Below are 12,353 nucleotides of genomic sequence, written 5' to 3' on the forward strand. Positions count from 1 at the left end.
GCGGGGGAGCCGGGACGGCGAAGGGCGGGCGCCCGTTCGTACGGACACCCGCCCCCTGGCGCACCACCGGTGTTACGGCGTGACGCTTTCGATGATCACGCTGCCGGTGCCCGCGGCCGTACCGCGCGGGTTCACCAGCTCGACCTCGCCGAAGAACTGCCGGCCGGCCGGGGCCGCGCTGCTCACCAGCACCTCGGCGGAGACCCGCGCCGACGCGCCGTTGGCGAGCACGACGGGCCGCGCGCCGTCCACCTTCATGGAGCCGAGCGCGGCCGAGTAGTACACATCGCGGTAGCCGTACGCCGTGGATCCGGCCGGGACCGCGTACGCCTCGACGACGACCGTGTACGTACCGGCGGCCGGGTCCGTCAGGCTGACGGACTCCTCGGAGCCCGCGCTCGTCGACCGGCCGACCGTCTCGCCGTCGCGCATGACGTAGAGGTCGAGGTCGGCCCCGGTGTCGGCGGTGGAGCCGATCGCCACGTCGAGGCGCTCGACGCCCTCGCCGACGGTGACGGTGGTCTCCTGCTTCTCGCCGTCCGAGATCGTCGGACGGGTGACCTTCGCGGAGCCCAGCGAGCCGCCCGCGAGCCTGCCGTCGAGGGCGGCGGAGTTGTTGGTGACCGTCCAGGACACCGGCGTCGGCGTACCGGTCCTCGCCTCGGGCAGCGTGGTGACCGCCGGGTCGAAGGTCGCGCCGAGCAGGGTCACGTCCAGCGTGTACGGGTTGTCGAGCAGCGGCGAGGTGCGGCGCGCCTCGACCTCGACCTCCCAGACCCCGGGCTGCGGATCGACGTACGAACGGACGTCGGGGCGGCAGGTGTTGGAGGGGCTCGGGTAGTTCGGGTAGCAGTAGATCGTCGCGCTGTCCTCCACCGGCGTGCCGTACGGGTGGAGCGAGATGAACCGGGTCTGGCTGTCCTTGGCGAGTCCGCCGAGCGCCACCTCCAGGGTCTTCGCGCCCTCCGGGACGGTGAGGAAGTACGACTGCGAGCTGTTGCGCTGGACCGAGCCCGACGCGGTGTGCGCGTACGACGGCTCGGCCAGCTCCTTGGCGACGACGACGGTGGTGAGAACCTGCTTGTCGACGCCTTCCGTACGGCGGTCGTCGACCTCCAGGATCGCGCTGTGCACGCCCGCGGACTTCGGCTTGGCCCGTACGGTCACGGTCACCGGCTGGTTCAGCGGCAGCTTGACACGGTCACCGCCGAGGAGCCGGAAGGTGCCGTCGTCGTACTTCCACTTCAGCCGGTGCTCCAGCGCGCCCTTCGGGCCCGTGGTCCGGGTGAGGGTGATGTCGTATGTCCGGCTCCCGCCGGCCTGGAGGCCGCCCTGGCGGTCGTACAGGCCCGTGCCGAAGCCGGGGGTGGCGAGGAGGTGCGAGAGCGCGGTGTCGACCGGGGCCTTCACCCCGTACTCGTGCGCGGTGGCGTGACGCTTGATGGACTTCCACGCGCCGACCACGTCGATCAGGCCCGCGCCCTGCTCGTGCGCCTGGAGACCGGGGATCCCCTTCGCGGAGGAGGTGAGCGCGGTGCGCAGGGTCGCGGGGGTGAGGGCGATCTTCTGCTGCTTCGCGGCGGAGAGCAGCAGCGCGCTCGCCCCGGCGGCCTGCGGGGAGGCCATCGAGGTGCCCTGGAGCATGGAGTAGCCGGGCGGCAGCCGGTAGCCCGCCTCGGCGACCGGGCCGCCGGGCGACCAGGTCTGGGTGGTGTTGATGGCGGCGCCCGGGGCGGTGAGCGTCGGGGTGAAGCCGCCGTCCTCGCGCGGGCCGCGGGAGGAGAACGGCAGCAGCGCGTTCTTCTTGGTCACGCCGGAGCCGTAGTTGGCGGCCCAGGTCTCCTTGGAGATCGACGCGGCGACGGAGATGACCTTGTCGGCGACGGCCGGGTCGCCGATGGTGTTGGTGCCGGGGCCGTCGTTGCCCGCGGCGATCACCAGCTGGACGCCGTAGGTGTCGATGAGGCGGGTGTACATCTGGGCGCGGGCGTTGTTGCCGTCGTTGAGCGGCGGCAGACCGCCGATCGACATGTTGACGATGTCCACACCACGGTTGACGACGAGGTCGATCATGCCCTCGGTCAACGCGACGTTGGTGCAGCCGCCGCTCCAGGTGCAGGCGCGCGAGGAGACCAACTTGGCGCCGGGGGCGGCGCCGTTCATCGTGCCGCCGAAGAGGCCGTTGGCGGCGGTGATCCCGGCGACATGGCTGCCGTGCGCGCCCTCCACGACACCGATGCTGACGTAGTCGGACGTCGAGCCCGCCGCGTCGAAGACGACGTTCTTGCGGACCTCGACCACGAACGGGATGCGCTCGGCGACCGGGGTGGCCGGGTTGTCCGTACCGAAGTAGCCGATCTGGAAGCCGTCCTTGTACGGCTTCATCGCCACGTCGTCGGTGAAGTCGCCGTCGTTGTCCAGGTCGACGCGGACGGTGCCGTTCGCCGGGTCGTACAGCACGCCCCACTTGTCGGTGGTGTCACCGTCGCGGTTGAGGTCGCCCGCCATCTCGCCGCCGGTGGTGACCGCCTCGGCGAAGGTGGTGAAGCGGTACGAACCCGCCGGGGCCCGCCAGGTCCGGCCCGCCGCGGTGAAGACCGGGCCGGTCACGGCGGAGTCCATCCGGAGCCAGGTACCGTCGCCGTCGGAGACCGGGTCGGTGGCGGTCACCCAGTCGACTATCTTGCGCTCACCGGTGGTGGTCTTCTGGAGGGCCGGGTGGCCGAGGTCCACACCGGAGTCCAGGACGCCGATGGTGATACCGCGGCCGTCCGCCGTGGGGTGCTTCTTGACGAAGTCGACCGCGCCGGTCTCGGCGGAGGGGTTGTACGGGTTCTTCGCCGGGGTCCTACTGTCGGGCGCCGGGTACTTCTTGACCGTGGAGGCGCCCTTCGCGCCCTTCACGGTGTCCGCCGAGGGGCGCGGGTCGTCGAGGACGATCTCCTGCTTGAGATCGATACCGGTCACCGTGGACAGCTTCTGGGCCGCCCTGATCGCGGCCGCCGCCTTCGCGGTGGGCAGCGTGGCCCGTACGTAACCGAGCTTGTCGTACGTCTTGCCGACCACGGCGCCCGCGACGCTGTCCAGCCGGCCCGCGACCTGGGCGGTGGCGCCGGGGGTGGTGGCGACCATCACCGTGACGGTCTTCTCGCCCTCGGCCTCGGCCCTGGCGAGCAGCTCGGCGTCCGCGGCGCCGAGCTTGCCGGGATCGGCGGACGCCTTCATGGGCGAGGGGACGGCCGGGTCGTCGGCGGCCGTCGCGGCGGCCGCGGGTACCGCGCCGGTGGCGATCAGGGCGGCCACCAGACCGGCGGCGGCCGCGACCCGGGCCACGCGTCTCGGCCCGGATATACGGCTCTCGGATTCTGAGGTCATCGGCATCCTTGGGAGGTGGAGCGGGAAGTCCGGATTTCGGGACCGGATGGCCGGTCAGTTTTTCGTAAGAATCGGGTGTTTGTGGAGAGACGCCGGGGCGGGTTTTGGCCATGGCGGTCATCCGCCACGGTGTCGCTCGCCCCGCCGGGAACCAACCGGCCCAAAGGGGGCGGCGAATGCGCCTGTTTCCGTATGTACGCGCTCGAAATTCCGTACCCGCGCGCTCGGACAGGCCCTAGGCTCACCGGATGAACCAGGAACTACGTGTGGCCGCCTACGCCGTGTGTGTCCGGGACGGCCGGATCCTTCTCGCGCGCTGGATCTCCTCGTCGGACGGCGGCAGGCACTGGACGCTCCCCGGCGGCGGGCTGGACCACGGCGAGGACCCGCTCGACGCGGCGGTCCGCGAGGTGGAGGAGGAGACCGGTCATGTCGCGGAGATGACCGCGCTGCTCGGCGTGGACTCCATCCGCCGCCGCTACCCCCGCGAACTGGGCACCTTCGCCGACTTCCAGGGGCTGCGCATCATCTACGAGGGCCGGGTCACCGGCGGTGAACTGCGGCCGGAGGCCGGTGGCTCCACGGATCTGGCGGCCTGGCATGATCTGGAGGCGGTCGAAGATCTTGAGCGTGTCGAACTGGTCGACCTGGGGCTGAAGTTGTGGCGCGAGCGGCCCGCTGTCGGGAAAATCCCGGCCGACGGCGAGCGCTCCCGGCCGAACGGCTGAAAACGGGCCAACCTCCCAGAGGCGCGCAACTCCGCACGTACTGCCGGAGTCCTGCTCCCCGACACACTCGTACCAGTAGGGGAGTTCCCATGGCAGTACGCACCGTCCGTACCCGTACGCGGCTTCGCAGGATCACCTGGACCGGGGCGCTCGTCGCGGTGGCCGTGACAGGCACCACGCTGCTGAGCCCCGCCGTGGCCGGTGCGGCGGTGCACGACGGGAGGACCACCCACAGCGCCACCCGGAAGGCGCTCGACGACGCCGTCGCCGAAGGGGTGCCCGGCGCGCTCGCGCAGGTGCGCGACCGGGCCGGGGTCTGGAACGGCGCCGCGGGGGTCGCCGACCGGACCACCGGCCGCGAACGCGGCGCCCAGGACCGCTACCGCATCGGCTCCATCACCAAGACCTTCGTCGCCACCGTGCTCCTCCAGCTGGAGGCGGAGGGGCGGATCGACCTGGACGACAGCGTCGAGTCCGTCCTGCCCGGAGTCGTACGCGGCAACGGCAACGACGGCCGCGCGATCACCGTCCGCCAACTGCTCAACCACACCAGCGGGCTCTACAGCTACACCGCGGACCCGGAGTTCGTCGAAAAGGTCTTCGGTGACGGCTTCCTCAAGCACCGCTACGACACCTGGACGCCCCGGCAGCTGGTCGCGATCGGCCTGGCCCATCGGCCCGACTTCGAGCCCGGCACCGGCTGGAACTACTCCAACACCAACTACGTCCTGGCCGGAATGATCGTGGAGAAGGTCACCGGACGCTCCTACGGCACCGAGATCGAGCGGCGGATCCTGCGCCCCCTGAAGCTCCGCGCCACCAGCGTGCCGATCACCGACCCCACCATGCCGAACCCGGCGGGCCGCGCCTACGCGAAATTCTCGGCGGACCCGGACGCCGAGATCCACGATGTCACCGAACTCAACCCGACGATCGCGGGGGCGGGGGGCGGGATGATCTCCCACTCCGCCGATCTGAACCGCTTCCTCGGCGCGCTCCTGGGCGGCAAGCTGCTGCCCAAGGCGCAGCTCAGGGAGATGATGACCACGGTGGCCACCAGCGATCAGATGCCCAACATCCGCTACGGCCTCGGCCTGACGGCGGAGAAGCTCTCCTGCGGCAAGGAGACCTGGGGCCACGGCGGCGGAATCCACGGCTCGTCCAGCATGGCCGTCTCCACCCGGGACGGCGGCCACTCGCTCGCCATGAACTACAACGCCGACTGGGTGGGGGACACCGGCAAGGCCGTCGAGGCCGAGTTCTGCTGACCTGAAACCGATACGTCGGTACGGGCGGCCGCCGCCCCACCGCCCCCGGCGGCGGCCGCCCGTACCGCTCATCTCGGCAGGATGACGATCCGTGCCGCCGGGTCCCGGTCGTCCGCCGCCAGCAGCGCCGTACGGACCACCGTCGCCTGCTGCTCCAGCGACTCCCGCAGCTTCCTCGGGGTGAGGTGGACGACGGTGATCCCCAGCCGTTCCAGCTGCTCCCGCTTGTGTACGGCGTCCGACCACTGCGCGTCGTCGTCCCACCAGCCGCCCTGCCGGGGCGCCCGGGTGTCCAGCTCGACGGCGACCGCCTGGTCGGGCCAGTAGGCGTCGACACCGCCCAGACGCGGGCCGTCGGGCAGCCGCAGCTCCACGTTCCACAGCGGCTCCGCGAGGCCGTACGTCCGCACCAGCTCGTACAGCCGCCCCTCGGCCAGCGTCCGGCCCTCGGCGAGCAGCGCGTCCACCGCGTCCACCACGTACTGGCGCACCAGCAGCCCCGACTGGTTCAGCTCCCGTACGACCACGGTGGGTTCGCAGTGGCCGCCGCGCACCGCCTCGGTCAGCAGCGCCACCACCGAGTCCGCGTCCGACAGATGCGCGACCGCGTCGGCCACCGCGCGCGCCACCGGCGCCACCGGCATCCCGTCGATCCGCTCGGCCCGGGGCAGAGCGTGGGCGCGGATCAGCCGGGCGTACCCCGTGGACCGCAGCCGCCGGGTGCGCGGGACGAGCACGTCGATCCGGTCCAGCGCGAGCGGCGGGGGCGCGGACGAGGAGAAGCCGTGCAGCCGTAGCGCCGCGAGCCCCGTGAGCATCGCCGAGCCGTACGGATCGGACGGCGCGGCGGCGGGCAGCCCGCGCGGCCCCGGCTGTACCGGTACGTCACGGCCCGCGCCCTCCGCGCCCGGCCGGCCCGCGTACAGCAGCACCCCGCGCAGCCGCTCCTCGGCGGTCGGCGGCCCCGAGTGCAACAGGTAGACCCCCGGCAGCAGCTGCTGCCAGGGGCCGCCGGGCCGGCACAGGGAGGCGGCCCGGCCCGCCGGGACACCGCGCTCGCGCAGGAGCGCGAGCGGGAGCACCCGGTCCCGTACGTCGTCCGAGGGACGGGGGAGCGGGATGGGGAGCGGGAGCCGGAGGGAGCGGGGGGAGACCGGGGTGTTGTTCGTCATGTCCCGGGATCTGCCCCTCCACCACCACCCCTCAACCCTCGTTACCGTTTCATCGACAAAACCGGACAAGCTCGTACTAAAGTAAGGGCGTTTGGCTGCCGATCAGACAGCCGGTCTTTCTGCCCGGCTCGGGCGGGCGCGCTCAGGCCCCGCCCGCCGCCGCGTCGCACTCCTGCCCGCGCAGCGACCGCGCCAGATCGTCCGTCGCCTCCAGTACCAGCCGCCGCAGCGCGGGAGCCGCGTCGCGGTGCGTGTCCAGCCAGCGTTCCGCGGCCTCCAGCGTCGGACGGGTGTCCTGGAGCCCGGGGAAGAGGCCCCGCACCACATGGATGCCGATCTGGATCGAGCGCTCCGCCCACACCCGCTCGATCGCCTCGAAGTACGGGGCGGCGTACGGCGCGGTCAACTCCCGCTGACCCGGCTGCGCGAAGCCCGCGATGGTGGCCTCCACCAGCGCGTTCGACAGCGCGTCCGACTCGACGACCCGCGCCCACGCCTGCGCCTTGACGGCGGCGGAGGGCCTGGCCGCCAGCGCGCGCACCTCGTGGCGCTTGCCCGACGCGGTGTCGTCCCGGGCCAGTTCGGCGCCGATGACCGACTCGTCGGCGAGCCCCTCGGCGGCCAGCGGCTCCAGCAGGGTCCAGCGCAGCTCCTGGTCGACGGAGAGCCCGTCGATCTTCGCCGTACCGTCCAACAGCCCCCGCAGCAGCTGGAAGTCCGCGTCCGACGCGGCGGTCGCCGCGAAGAACCGGGCCCAGGTCAGCTGATGCTGGCTGCCCGGCTCCGCCGTACGCAGCTCGCGCAGCGCGCCCTCCGCCAGCAGCCGCCCGCCCTGCTCGCGCCAGTCCGGCGCCGCGTAGTGGACGAGCGCCGACCGCGCCCAGGAGTGCACCATCTGGAGCACCCCGATATCGCTCTCGCGCCCCGCGTGGCCGAGCACCAGCGCGATGAAGTCCCGGGCGGGCATGAGCGCGTCCCGGGTGAGGTTCCACAGCGCCGACCAGCACAGGGCGCGCGCCAACGGGTCGGTGAGGTCGCCGAGATGACGGCGCAGGGTCTCCAGCGACGCCGTATCGAAGCGGATCTTGCAGTACGTCAGGTCGTCGTCGTTGACCAGCACCAGATCGGGTCGCTCCGCCCCGGCCAGCTCCGCGACGACTGTACGCGGGCCCTCGACATCCGCCTCGGCGCGCGCGAACCGCACCAGCTCGCCGTCGGCCGTCCGCCGGTACAGCCCGACGGCCACCCGGTGCGGGCGCAGCGTCGGCGCGGAGTCGGCCGCCTCCTGGAACACCGCCAGCTCGGTGATCCGACCCTCGGCGTCATAGGTGACCTGCGGGGTCAGCGAGTTGAGCCCGTACGTCTCCAGCCAGGACCGCGACCAGGCCGCCATGTCGCGCCCGGAGGTCTCCTCCAGCACGGAGAGCAGGTCGCCCAGCCGGGTGTTCCCGTACGCGTGCCGCTTGAAGTAGCGCCGGGCGCCCTCCAGGAACGCGTCCCGTCCCGCGTACGCGACCAGCTGCTTGAGCACCGAGGCGCCCTTGGCGTAGGTGATCCCGTCGAAGTTCAGCTTGGCGTCCTCCAGGTCACGGATGTCGGCCGTGACGGGGTGGGTGGACGGCAGCTGGTCGGCGCGGTACGCCCACGCCTTGCGGTTGTTGGCGAAGGTCGTCCAGCCGGTGGTGAAGCGGGTCGCCTCGACGAGCGCGAGGACACCCATGAAGTCGGCGAAGGACTCCTTGAGCCACAGGTCGTCCCACCACTCCATGGTGACGAGGTCGCCGAACCACATGTGGGCCATCTCGTGCAGGATCGTGTTCGCCCGGCGCTCGTACGCCGCCCGCGTCACCTGGCCCCGGTAGATGTACTCCTCGCGGAAGGTCACCAGACCCGGGTTCTCCATCGCGCCGAGGTTGTACTCGGGGACGAACGCCTGGTCGTACTTGCCGAAGGGGTACGGGTAGTCGAAGTGGTCGTGGAAGAAGTCGAGCCCCTGCTTGGTCACCAGGAAGACGTCGTCCGCGTCGAAGTGCCGGGCGAGCCCCTTGCGGCACATCGCGCCGAGCGGGATCTCCAGGACCGTGCCGTCGTCGAACGTACGGCGGTAGGAATCGGTCACGTAGTGGTACGGACCGGCGACGACGGCGGTGATGTACGTCGAGATCGGCTTCGTCTCCGCGAACCGCCACGACGATCCGGGCTCCCGCCCGTCCTCCAGTGGCGTGCCCTCGCCATTGCTCCAGACGGTCCAGCCCTCGGGCGCGGTCACCTCGAAGCGGTACGGGGCCTTGAGATCCGGCTGCTCGAAGTTGGCGAAAACCCGACGGGCGTCGGCCGGTTCGTACTGCGTGTAGAGGTAGACCTCGCCGTCCTCCGGGTCGACGAAGCGGTGCATGCCCTCGCCGGTCCTGCTGTACGCGCACTGGGCGTCCACGACCAGCACGTTCTCCGCGAGCAGCTCCTCCAGCGCGATCCGGGCGCCGTCGAAGACCTCGGTGGGGTCCAGATCGGCGCCGTTCAGCGTCACGGCGGTCACGGACGGGGCGATCAGATCGGCGAAGGTCGCCGCGCCCGGATCCGAGCAGCGGAAGCGGACGGTCGTCACCGAGCGGAACGTACGAGGGCTGCTGTCCGGGGCGTCGCCGACCGCCGACCGCAGGTCGAGGTAGACCTCGTACCCGTCGACGGACAGCAGGCCGGCCCGCTCACGGGCCTCGTCACGGGACAGGTTCTGACCGGGCACGGGCACTCCTTCTCGGCTTGATCACTGGACTGATCACCTTGATCGCTGAACTGATCACCGAACTGATCGCTGGACCGACACTGGGCGTGTCACCGGGCTTGATCGTTCGGAAACACCAGCGATCGTATGCGGCACAAGGGAATGCGTTCGCAGGCGCGGGGCGTTCGTGCGAGTGAGGCGCGCCCGCGGCCCCCGAAGACGTCCGCGGCCCCTGAAGAGGAGAGACATGTCAGAGAAGACCCCCGTCGACTTCTGGTTCGACCCGCTGTGCCCCTGGGCCTGGATGACCTCGCGCTGGGTCCTCGAAGTGGAGACGCTCCGCGACATCGAGGTGCGCTGGCATGTGATGAGCCTGGCCGTCCTCAACGAGGACAAGGACATCCCCGAGGAGTACCGCGAGATGCTCCAGAAGGCGTGGGGCCCGGTCCGGGTCGTCATCGCCGCCCAGCAGAAGCACGGCGACGAGGTCGTCGGCAAGCTGTACACCGCGCTCGGCACCCGCTTCCACAACCAGGGCGAGGGCGTGACCCGGGAGGGCATCGTCGGCGCGCTGGCCGAGGTCGGCCTGGACGCCGAGCTGATCGAGTACGCCGACTCCGACGCGTACGACAAGGAGCTGCGCGCCTCCCACCAGGAGGGCATCGACAAGGTCGGCCAGGAGGTCGGCACCCCGGTCATCGCCGTGCCCGGCGCCGACGGCGGGCAGGTCGCCTTCTTCGGCCCGGTGGTCACCCCGACGCCCCGGGGCGAGGACGCGGCGAAGCTCTGGGACGGCACGCTGCTGGTGGCGTCGGTCCCGGGCTTCTACGAGATCAAGCGGACCCGCACCCAGGGCCCGGTCTTCGACTGAGCACGGCCGTTCCACCGGAAGTGCCCCCGCGAGTCAGATCCTCGCGGGGGCTCTCCGTTGTTCCGTCCGCCGGTGAAGGGTGAGAAGACGATCACGAGGCAGGACGCTCGGGGGCGGCTCGGGGTCAGGGAGCCAGCAGCAGGCTGTGGGCGCGCTCCTTGGCGGACGCGTAGCGCTTGGCGACGTCCTGCCAGTTCACGACCTTCCACATGGCCTCGATGAAGTCCACTTTCTGGTTCTTGTACTGGAGATAGAAGGCGTGCTCCCAGGCGTCGAAGACCAGGATCGGGACCGAGCCCTGGCCGACGTTGCCCTGGTGGTCGTAGATCTGCTCGACGATCAGCCGGGCGCTGACCGGCTCGTACGCGAGGACGCCCCAACCGGAGCCCTGCGTGGTCGCGGCGGCCTTGGTCAGCTGCGCCTTGAAGCCCGCGAAGGAGCCGAACGACTCGGCGATCGCGTCCGCGAGGTCGCCCACGCCGTCCTTCTCCAGCGGTTCGCCGCCGCCGTCACCAGTCATGTTGTGCCAGTAGATCGAGTGCAGGATGTGGCCCGAGAGATGGAACGCGAGGCTCTTCTCCAGCCCGTTGATCGCCCCCCAGCTCTCCTTGTCGCGCGCTTCCGCCAGCTGTTCGAGCGTGTCGTTGGCACCTTTGACATAGGCCGCGTGGTGCTTGTCGTGGTGCAGCTCGATGATCTGCGGATTGATGACCGGTTCGAGCGCCGCGTAGTCGTAGGGAAGTTCAGGAAGCGTGTAGATGGCCATGGGTCCGTGCCCTCCGGTTCTTGTTGCACATCATATGCAACTGCAGGCTAACGGCAAGATGCTGGAGGGCGTTCGAGACCCCGGAGGGAGGTCGTCGGGTGCCGCGTGCGACACCCGACAACGGTCCGACCTCCGCTTTGTGGGCGCCTGACGGTGATCGCGCGAGGGCCGGCGGGTTACCGTCGGGCTGTCCCGTCTCTTCTCACGACCGTGGAGGTCCCATGAGCACCGCTGCCGCAGCACCCCGTACCGGAGCGGTTCTCGCCGATCTCCTCCCCGCCGGCCGGACCCGCGACATCGCGCTGGTCCTCGGCGGCGCCGTCCTCACCGGAGTGGCGGCGCAGATAGCCGTTCCCGTTCCCGGCTCGCCGGTCCCGGTCACCGGCCAGACCTTCGCCGCGCTGCTCGTCGGCACCGCGCTGGGCGCCCGCCGCGGCTTCGTCTCCCTGGCGCTCTACGCGCTGGTCGGGATGGTCGGGGTGCCGTGGTTCGCGGAGGGCCGTTCCGGCGCCGCGTTCCCGTCCTTCGGGTACGTCCTGGGCATGGTGCTCGCCGCCGTGGTGGTGGGCGAGCTGGCCCGCCGCGGCGGCGACCGGTCCGTGCTCCGTACGGCCGGGACGATGGTGCTCGGCTCGGCGGTCATCTACGCCGTGGGAGTGCCCTACCTGGCGCTGTCCACCGGCATGCCCCTCGGCGCCGCCGTGACCGCCGGGCTGGTGCCCTTCCTGTTCGGGGACGCGCTGAAGGCGGCGCTGGCGATGGGCGTGCTGCCCGCCGCCTGGAAGCTCATGGGCCGCGACCGCTAGCGGTCGCCACCCAGCAGGTTCGCCGGGTCGAAGGCCGCCTTCAGTCCGGCGAGCCGCGCGGCCGTCGCCGGTTCGTAGAGCCCGTCGCCCACCCCGTACGTACGCGCTGGCACGCACGCTTCCGGCGTTGTCGTCGGTTACCGACGCTCCGCGTCGACTCCCTCCTCCGCCTTGGAATCGCACGCACCAGACCGCGTCCGCTATCCGATCGAGTCCACCCGACAGGCTCTCAACGGCGCGAGCCCGTGCGGCGCCGCCACCGCGATGACCTGCTCCCAGCGCGTCCCCGCCGCGATGCGGGCGGTGCGGGTCACCGGGTCGATCCGTACGCCGGCCATCCGCCGGGTGGTGATCAGGACGCCGCCCGCCATCGCCCCCGGCAGCCCGTGGCCCGCCGCCTGGACGCGTACGGGCAGCCCGCGCGCGGCGGCGGTGGCGAGGGCGGACCGTACGTCCTCGGCGCCGGTCGCGCCGACGATCAGCTCGGGGCGTACCGGGAAACCGGTCTGGTAACCGGCCGCCTCGTCGTCGTAACCGGGATCGCCGGGACGGAAGGTGAGGGCCGGGAGGGTGCGGGACGTACGGAACGCGCGGGACATGGGTGGGCTCTCCGTTCGGTGAGGTGCCGGGTGGCAGGGGAGAGCC

Annotated in this window: 9 protein-coding genes; 4 read left to right on the top strand and 5 right to left on the bottom strand. The window is 71.4% G+C overall.

Features of this window, described 5'->3' with window-relative positions; genetic code table 11:
• Nucleotides 1–72 precede the first annotated feature (72 nt).
• Nucleotides 73–3,381: a S8 family serine peptidase gene (locus ACIP8W_RS03185; RefSeq protein WP_402201753.1), complete on the bottom strand. Its 3,309-nt coding sequence runs from the start codon at nucleotides 3,379–3,381 to the stop codon at nucleotides 73–75.
• A 242-nt stretch (nucleotides 3,382–3,623) separates the two neighbouring features.
• On the opposite strand from ACIP8W_RS03185, the gene ACIP8W_RS03190 reads away from it, so the two are divergent.
• Together ACIP8W_RS03190 and ACIP8W_RS03195 are read left to right on the top strand one after the other, a co-directional pair.
• Nucleotides 3,624–4,103 (top strand): NUDIX hydrolase, encoded by a 480-nt coding sequence (locus ACIP8W_RS03190; protein ID WP_401955666.1) that lies wholly within the window; start codon nucleotides 3,624–3,626, stop codon nucleotides 4,101–4,103.
• An 89-nt stretch (nucleotides 4,104–4,192) separates the two neighbouring features.
• Nucleotides 4,193–5,371, top strand: coding sequence for a serine hydrolase domain-containing protein (locus ACIP8W_RS03195; RefSeq protein ID WP_401955667.1), 1,179 nt, complete (start codon nucleotides 4,193–4,195; stop codon nucleotides 5,369–5,371).
• 68 nt (nucleotides 5,372–5,439) lie between these two features.
• On the opposite strand, the gene ACIP8W_RS03200 is transcribed toward ACIP8W_RS03195, so the two are convergent.
• Nucleotides 5,440–6,543 (bottom strand): hypothetical protein, encoded by a 1,104-nt coding sequence (locus tag ACIP8W_RS03200; RefSeq protein WP_402148922.1) that lies wholly within the window; start codon nucleotides 6,541–6,543, stop codon nucleotides 5,440–5,442.
• Between the two features lie 142 nt (nucleotides 6,544–6,685).
• Complete coding sequence (pepN, locus tag ACIP8W_RS03205) at nucleotides 6,686–9,286, bottom strand: aminopeptidase N (RefSeq protein ID WP_402148919.1); 2,601 nt, start codon at nucleotides 9,284–9,286, stop codon at nucleotides 6,686–6,688.
• 226 nt (nucleotides 9,287–9,512) lie between these two features.
• Here pepN and ACIP8W_RS03210 point away from each other — a divergent pair, with 226 nt between their 5' ends.
• Nucleotides 9,513–10,136 carry a DsbA family protein gene (locus tag ACIP8W_RS03210; protein ID WP_401955670.1) on the top strand — a complete coding sequence of 208 codons (624 nt, stop codon included), beginning with the start codon at nucleotides 9,513–9,515 and terminating at the stop codon, nucleotides 10,134–10,136.
• Nucleotides 10,137–10,260: 124 nt separating this feature from the next.
• On the opposite strand, the gene ACIP8W_RS03215 is transcribed toward ACIP8W_RS03210, so the two are convergent.
• Complete coding sequence (locus ACIP8W_RS03215; protein ID WP_401955671.1) at nucleotides 10,261–10,902, bottom strand: superoxide dismutase; 642 nt, start codon at nucleotides 10,900–10,902, stop codon at nucleotides 10,261–10,263.
• A 221-nt stretch (nucleotides 10,903–11,123) separates the two neighbouring features.
• Between ACIP8W_RS03215 and ACIP8W_RS03220 the strand changes: the two genes are divergently transcribed.
• A complete protein-coding gene (locus tag ACIP8W_RS03220) occupies nucleotides 11,124–11,708 on the top strand; it encodes a biotin transporter BioY (RefSeq protein WP_402201756.1) in 585 nt (194 codons plus the stop codon).
• 200 nt (nucleotides 11,709–11,908) lie between these two features.
• Here the strand turns inward: ACIP8W_RS03220 and ACIP8W_RS03225 are convergent, their stop codons facing one another.
• Nucleotides 11,909–12,307 (bottom strand): FAD-binding oxidoreductase, encoded by a 399-nt coding sequence (locus ACIP8W_RS03225; protein ID WP_402201758.1) that lies wholly within the window; start codon nucleotides 12,305–12,307, stop codon nucleotides 11,909–11,911.
• Nucleotides 12,308–12,353 lie beyond the last annotated feature (46 nt).

Origin of the sequence: Streptomyces sp. NPDC088554 (genome assembly GCF_044752945.1) — a bacterium.
Lineage (GTDB): Bacteria > Actinomycetota > Actinomycetes > Streptomycetales > Streptomycetaceae > Streptomyces.

What these genes read in the sequence shown, in the direction of transcription:
- ACIP8W_RS03185 (WP_402201753.1), bottom strand. Translation starts at nt 3,381, where the DNA reads ATGCCGATGACCTCAGAATCCGAGAGCCGTATATCCGGGCCGAGACGC.
- ACIP8W_RS03190 (WP_401955666.1), top strand. Translation starts at nt 3,624, where the DNA reads ATGAACCAGGAACTACGTGTGGCCGCCTACGCCGTGTGTGTCCGGGAC.
- ACIP8W_RS03195 (WP_401955667.1), top strand. Translation starts at nt 4,193, where the DNA reads ATGGCAGTACGCACCGTCCGTACCCGTACGCGGCTTCGCAGGATCACC.
- ACIP8W_RS03200 (WP_402148922.1), bottom strand. Translation starts at nt 6,543, where the DNA reads ATGACGAACAACACCCCGGTCTCCCCCCGCTCCCTCCGGCTCCCGCTC.
- ACIP8W_RS03210 (WP_401955670.1), top strand. Translation starts at nt 9,513, where the DNA reads ATGTCAGAGAAGACCCCCGTCGACTTCTGGTTCGACCCGCTGTGCCCC.
- ACIP8W_RS03215 (WP_401955671.1), bottom strand. Translation starts at nt 10,902, where the DNA reads ATGGCCATCTACACGCTTCCTGAACTTCCCTACGACTACGCGGCGCTC.
- ACIP8W_RS03220 (WP_402201756.1), top strand. Translation starts at nt 11,124, where the DNA reads ATGAGCACCGCTGCCGCAGCACCCCGTACCGGAGCGGTTCTCGCCGAT.
- ACIP8W_RS03225 (WP_402201758.1), bottom strand. Translation starts at nt 12,307, where the DNA reads ATGTCCCGCGCGTTCCGTACGTCCCGCACCCTCCCGGCCCTCACCTTC.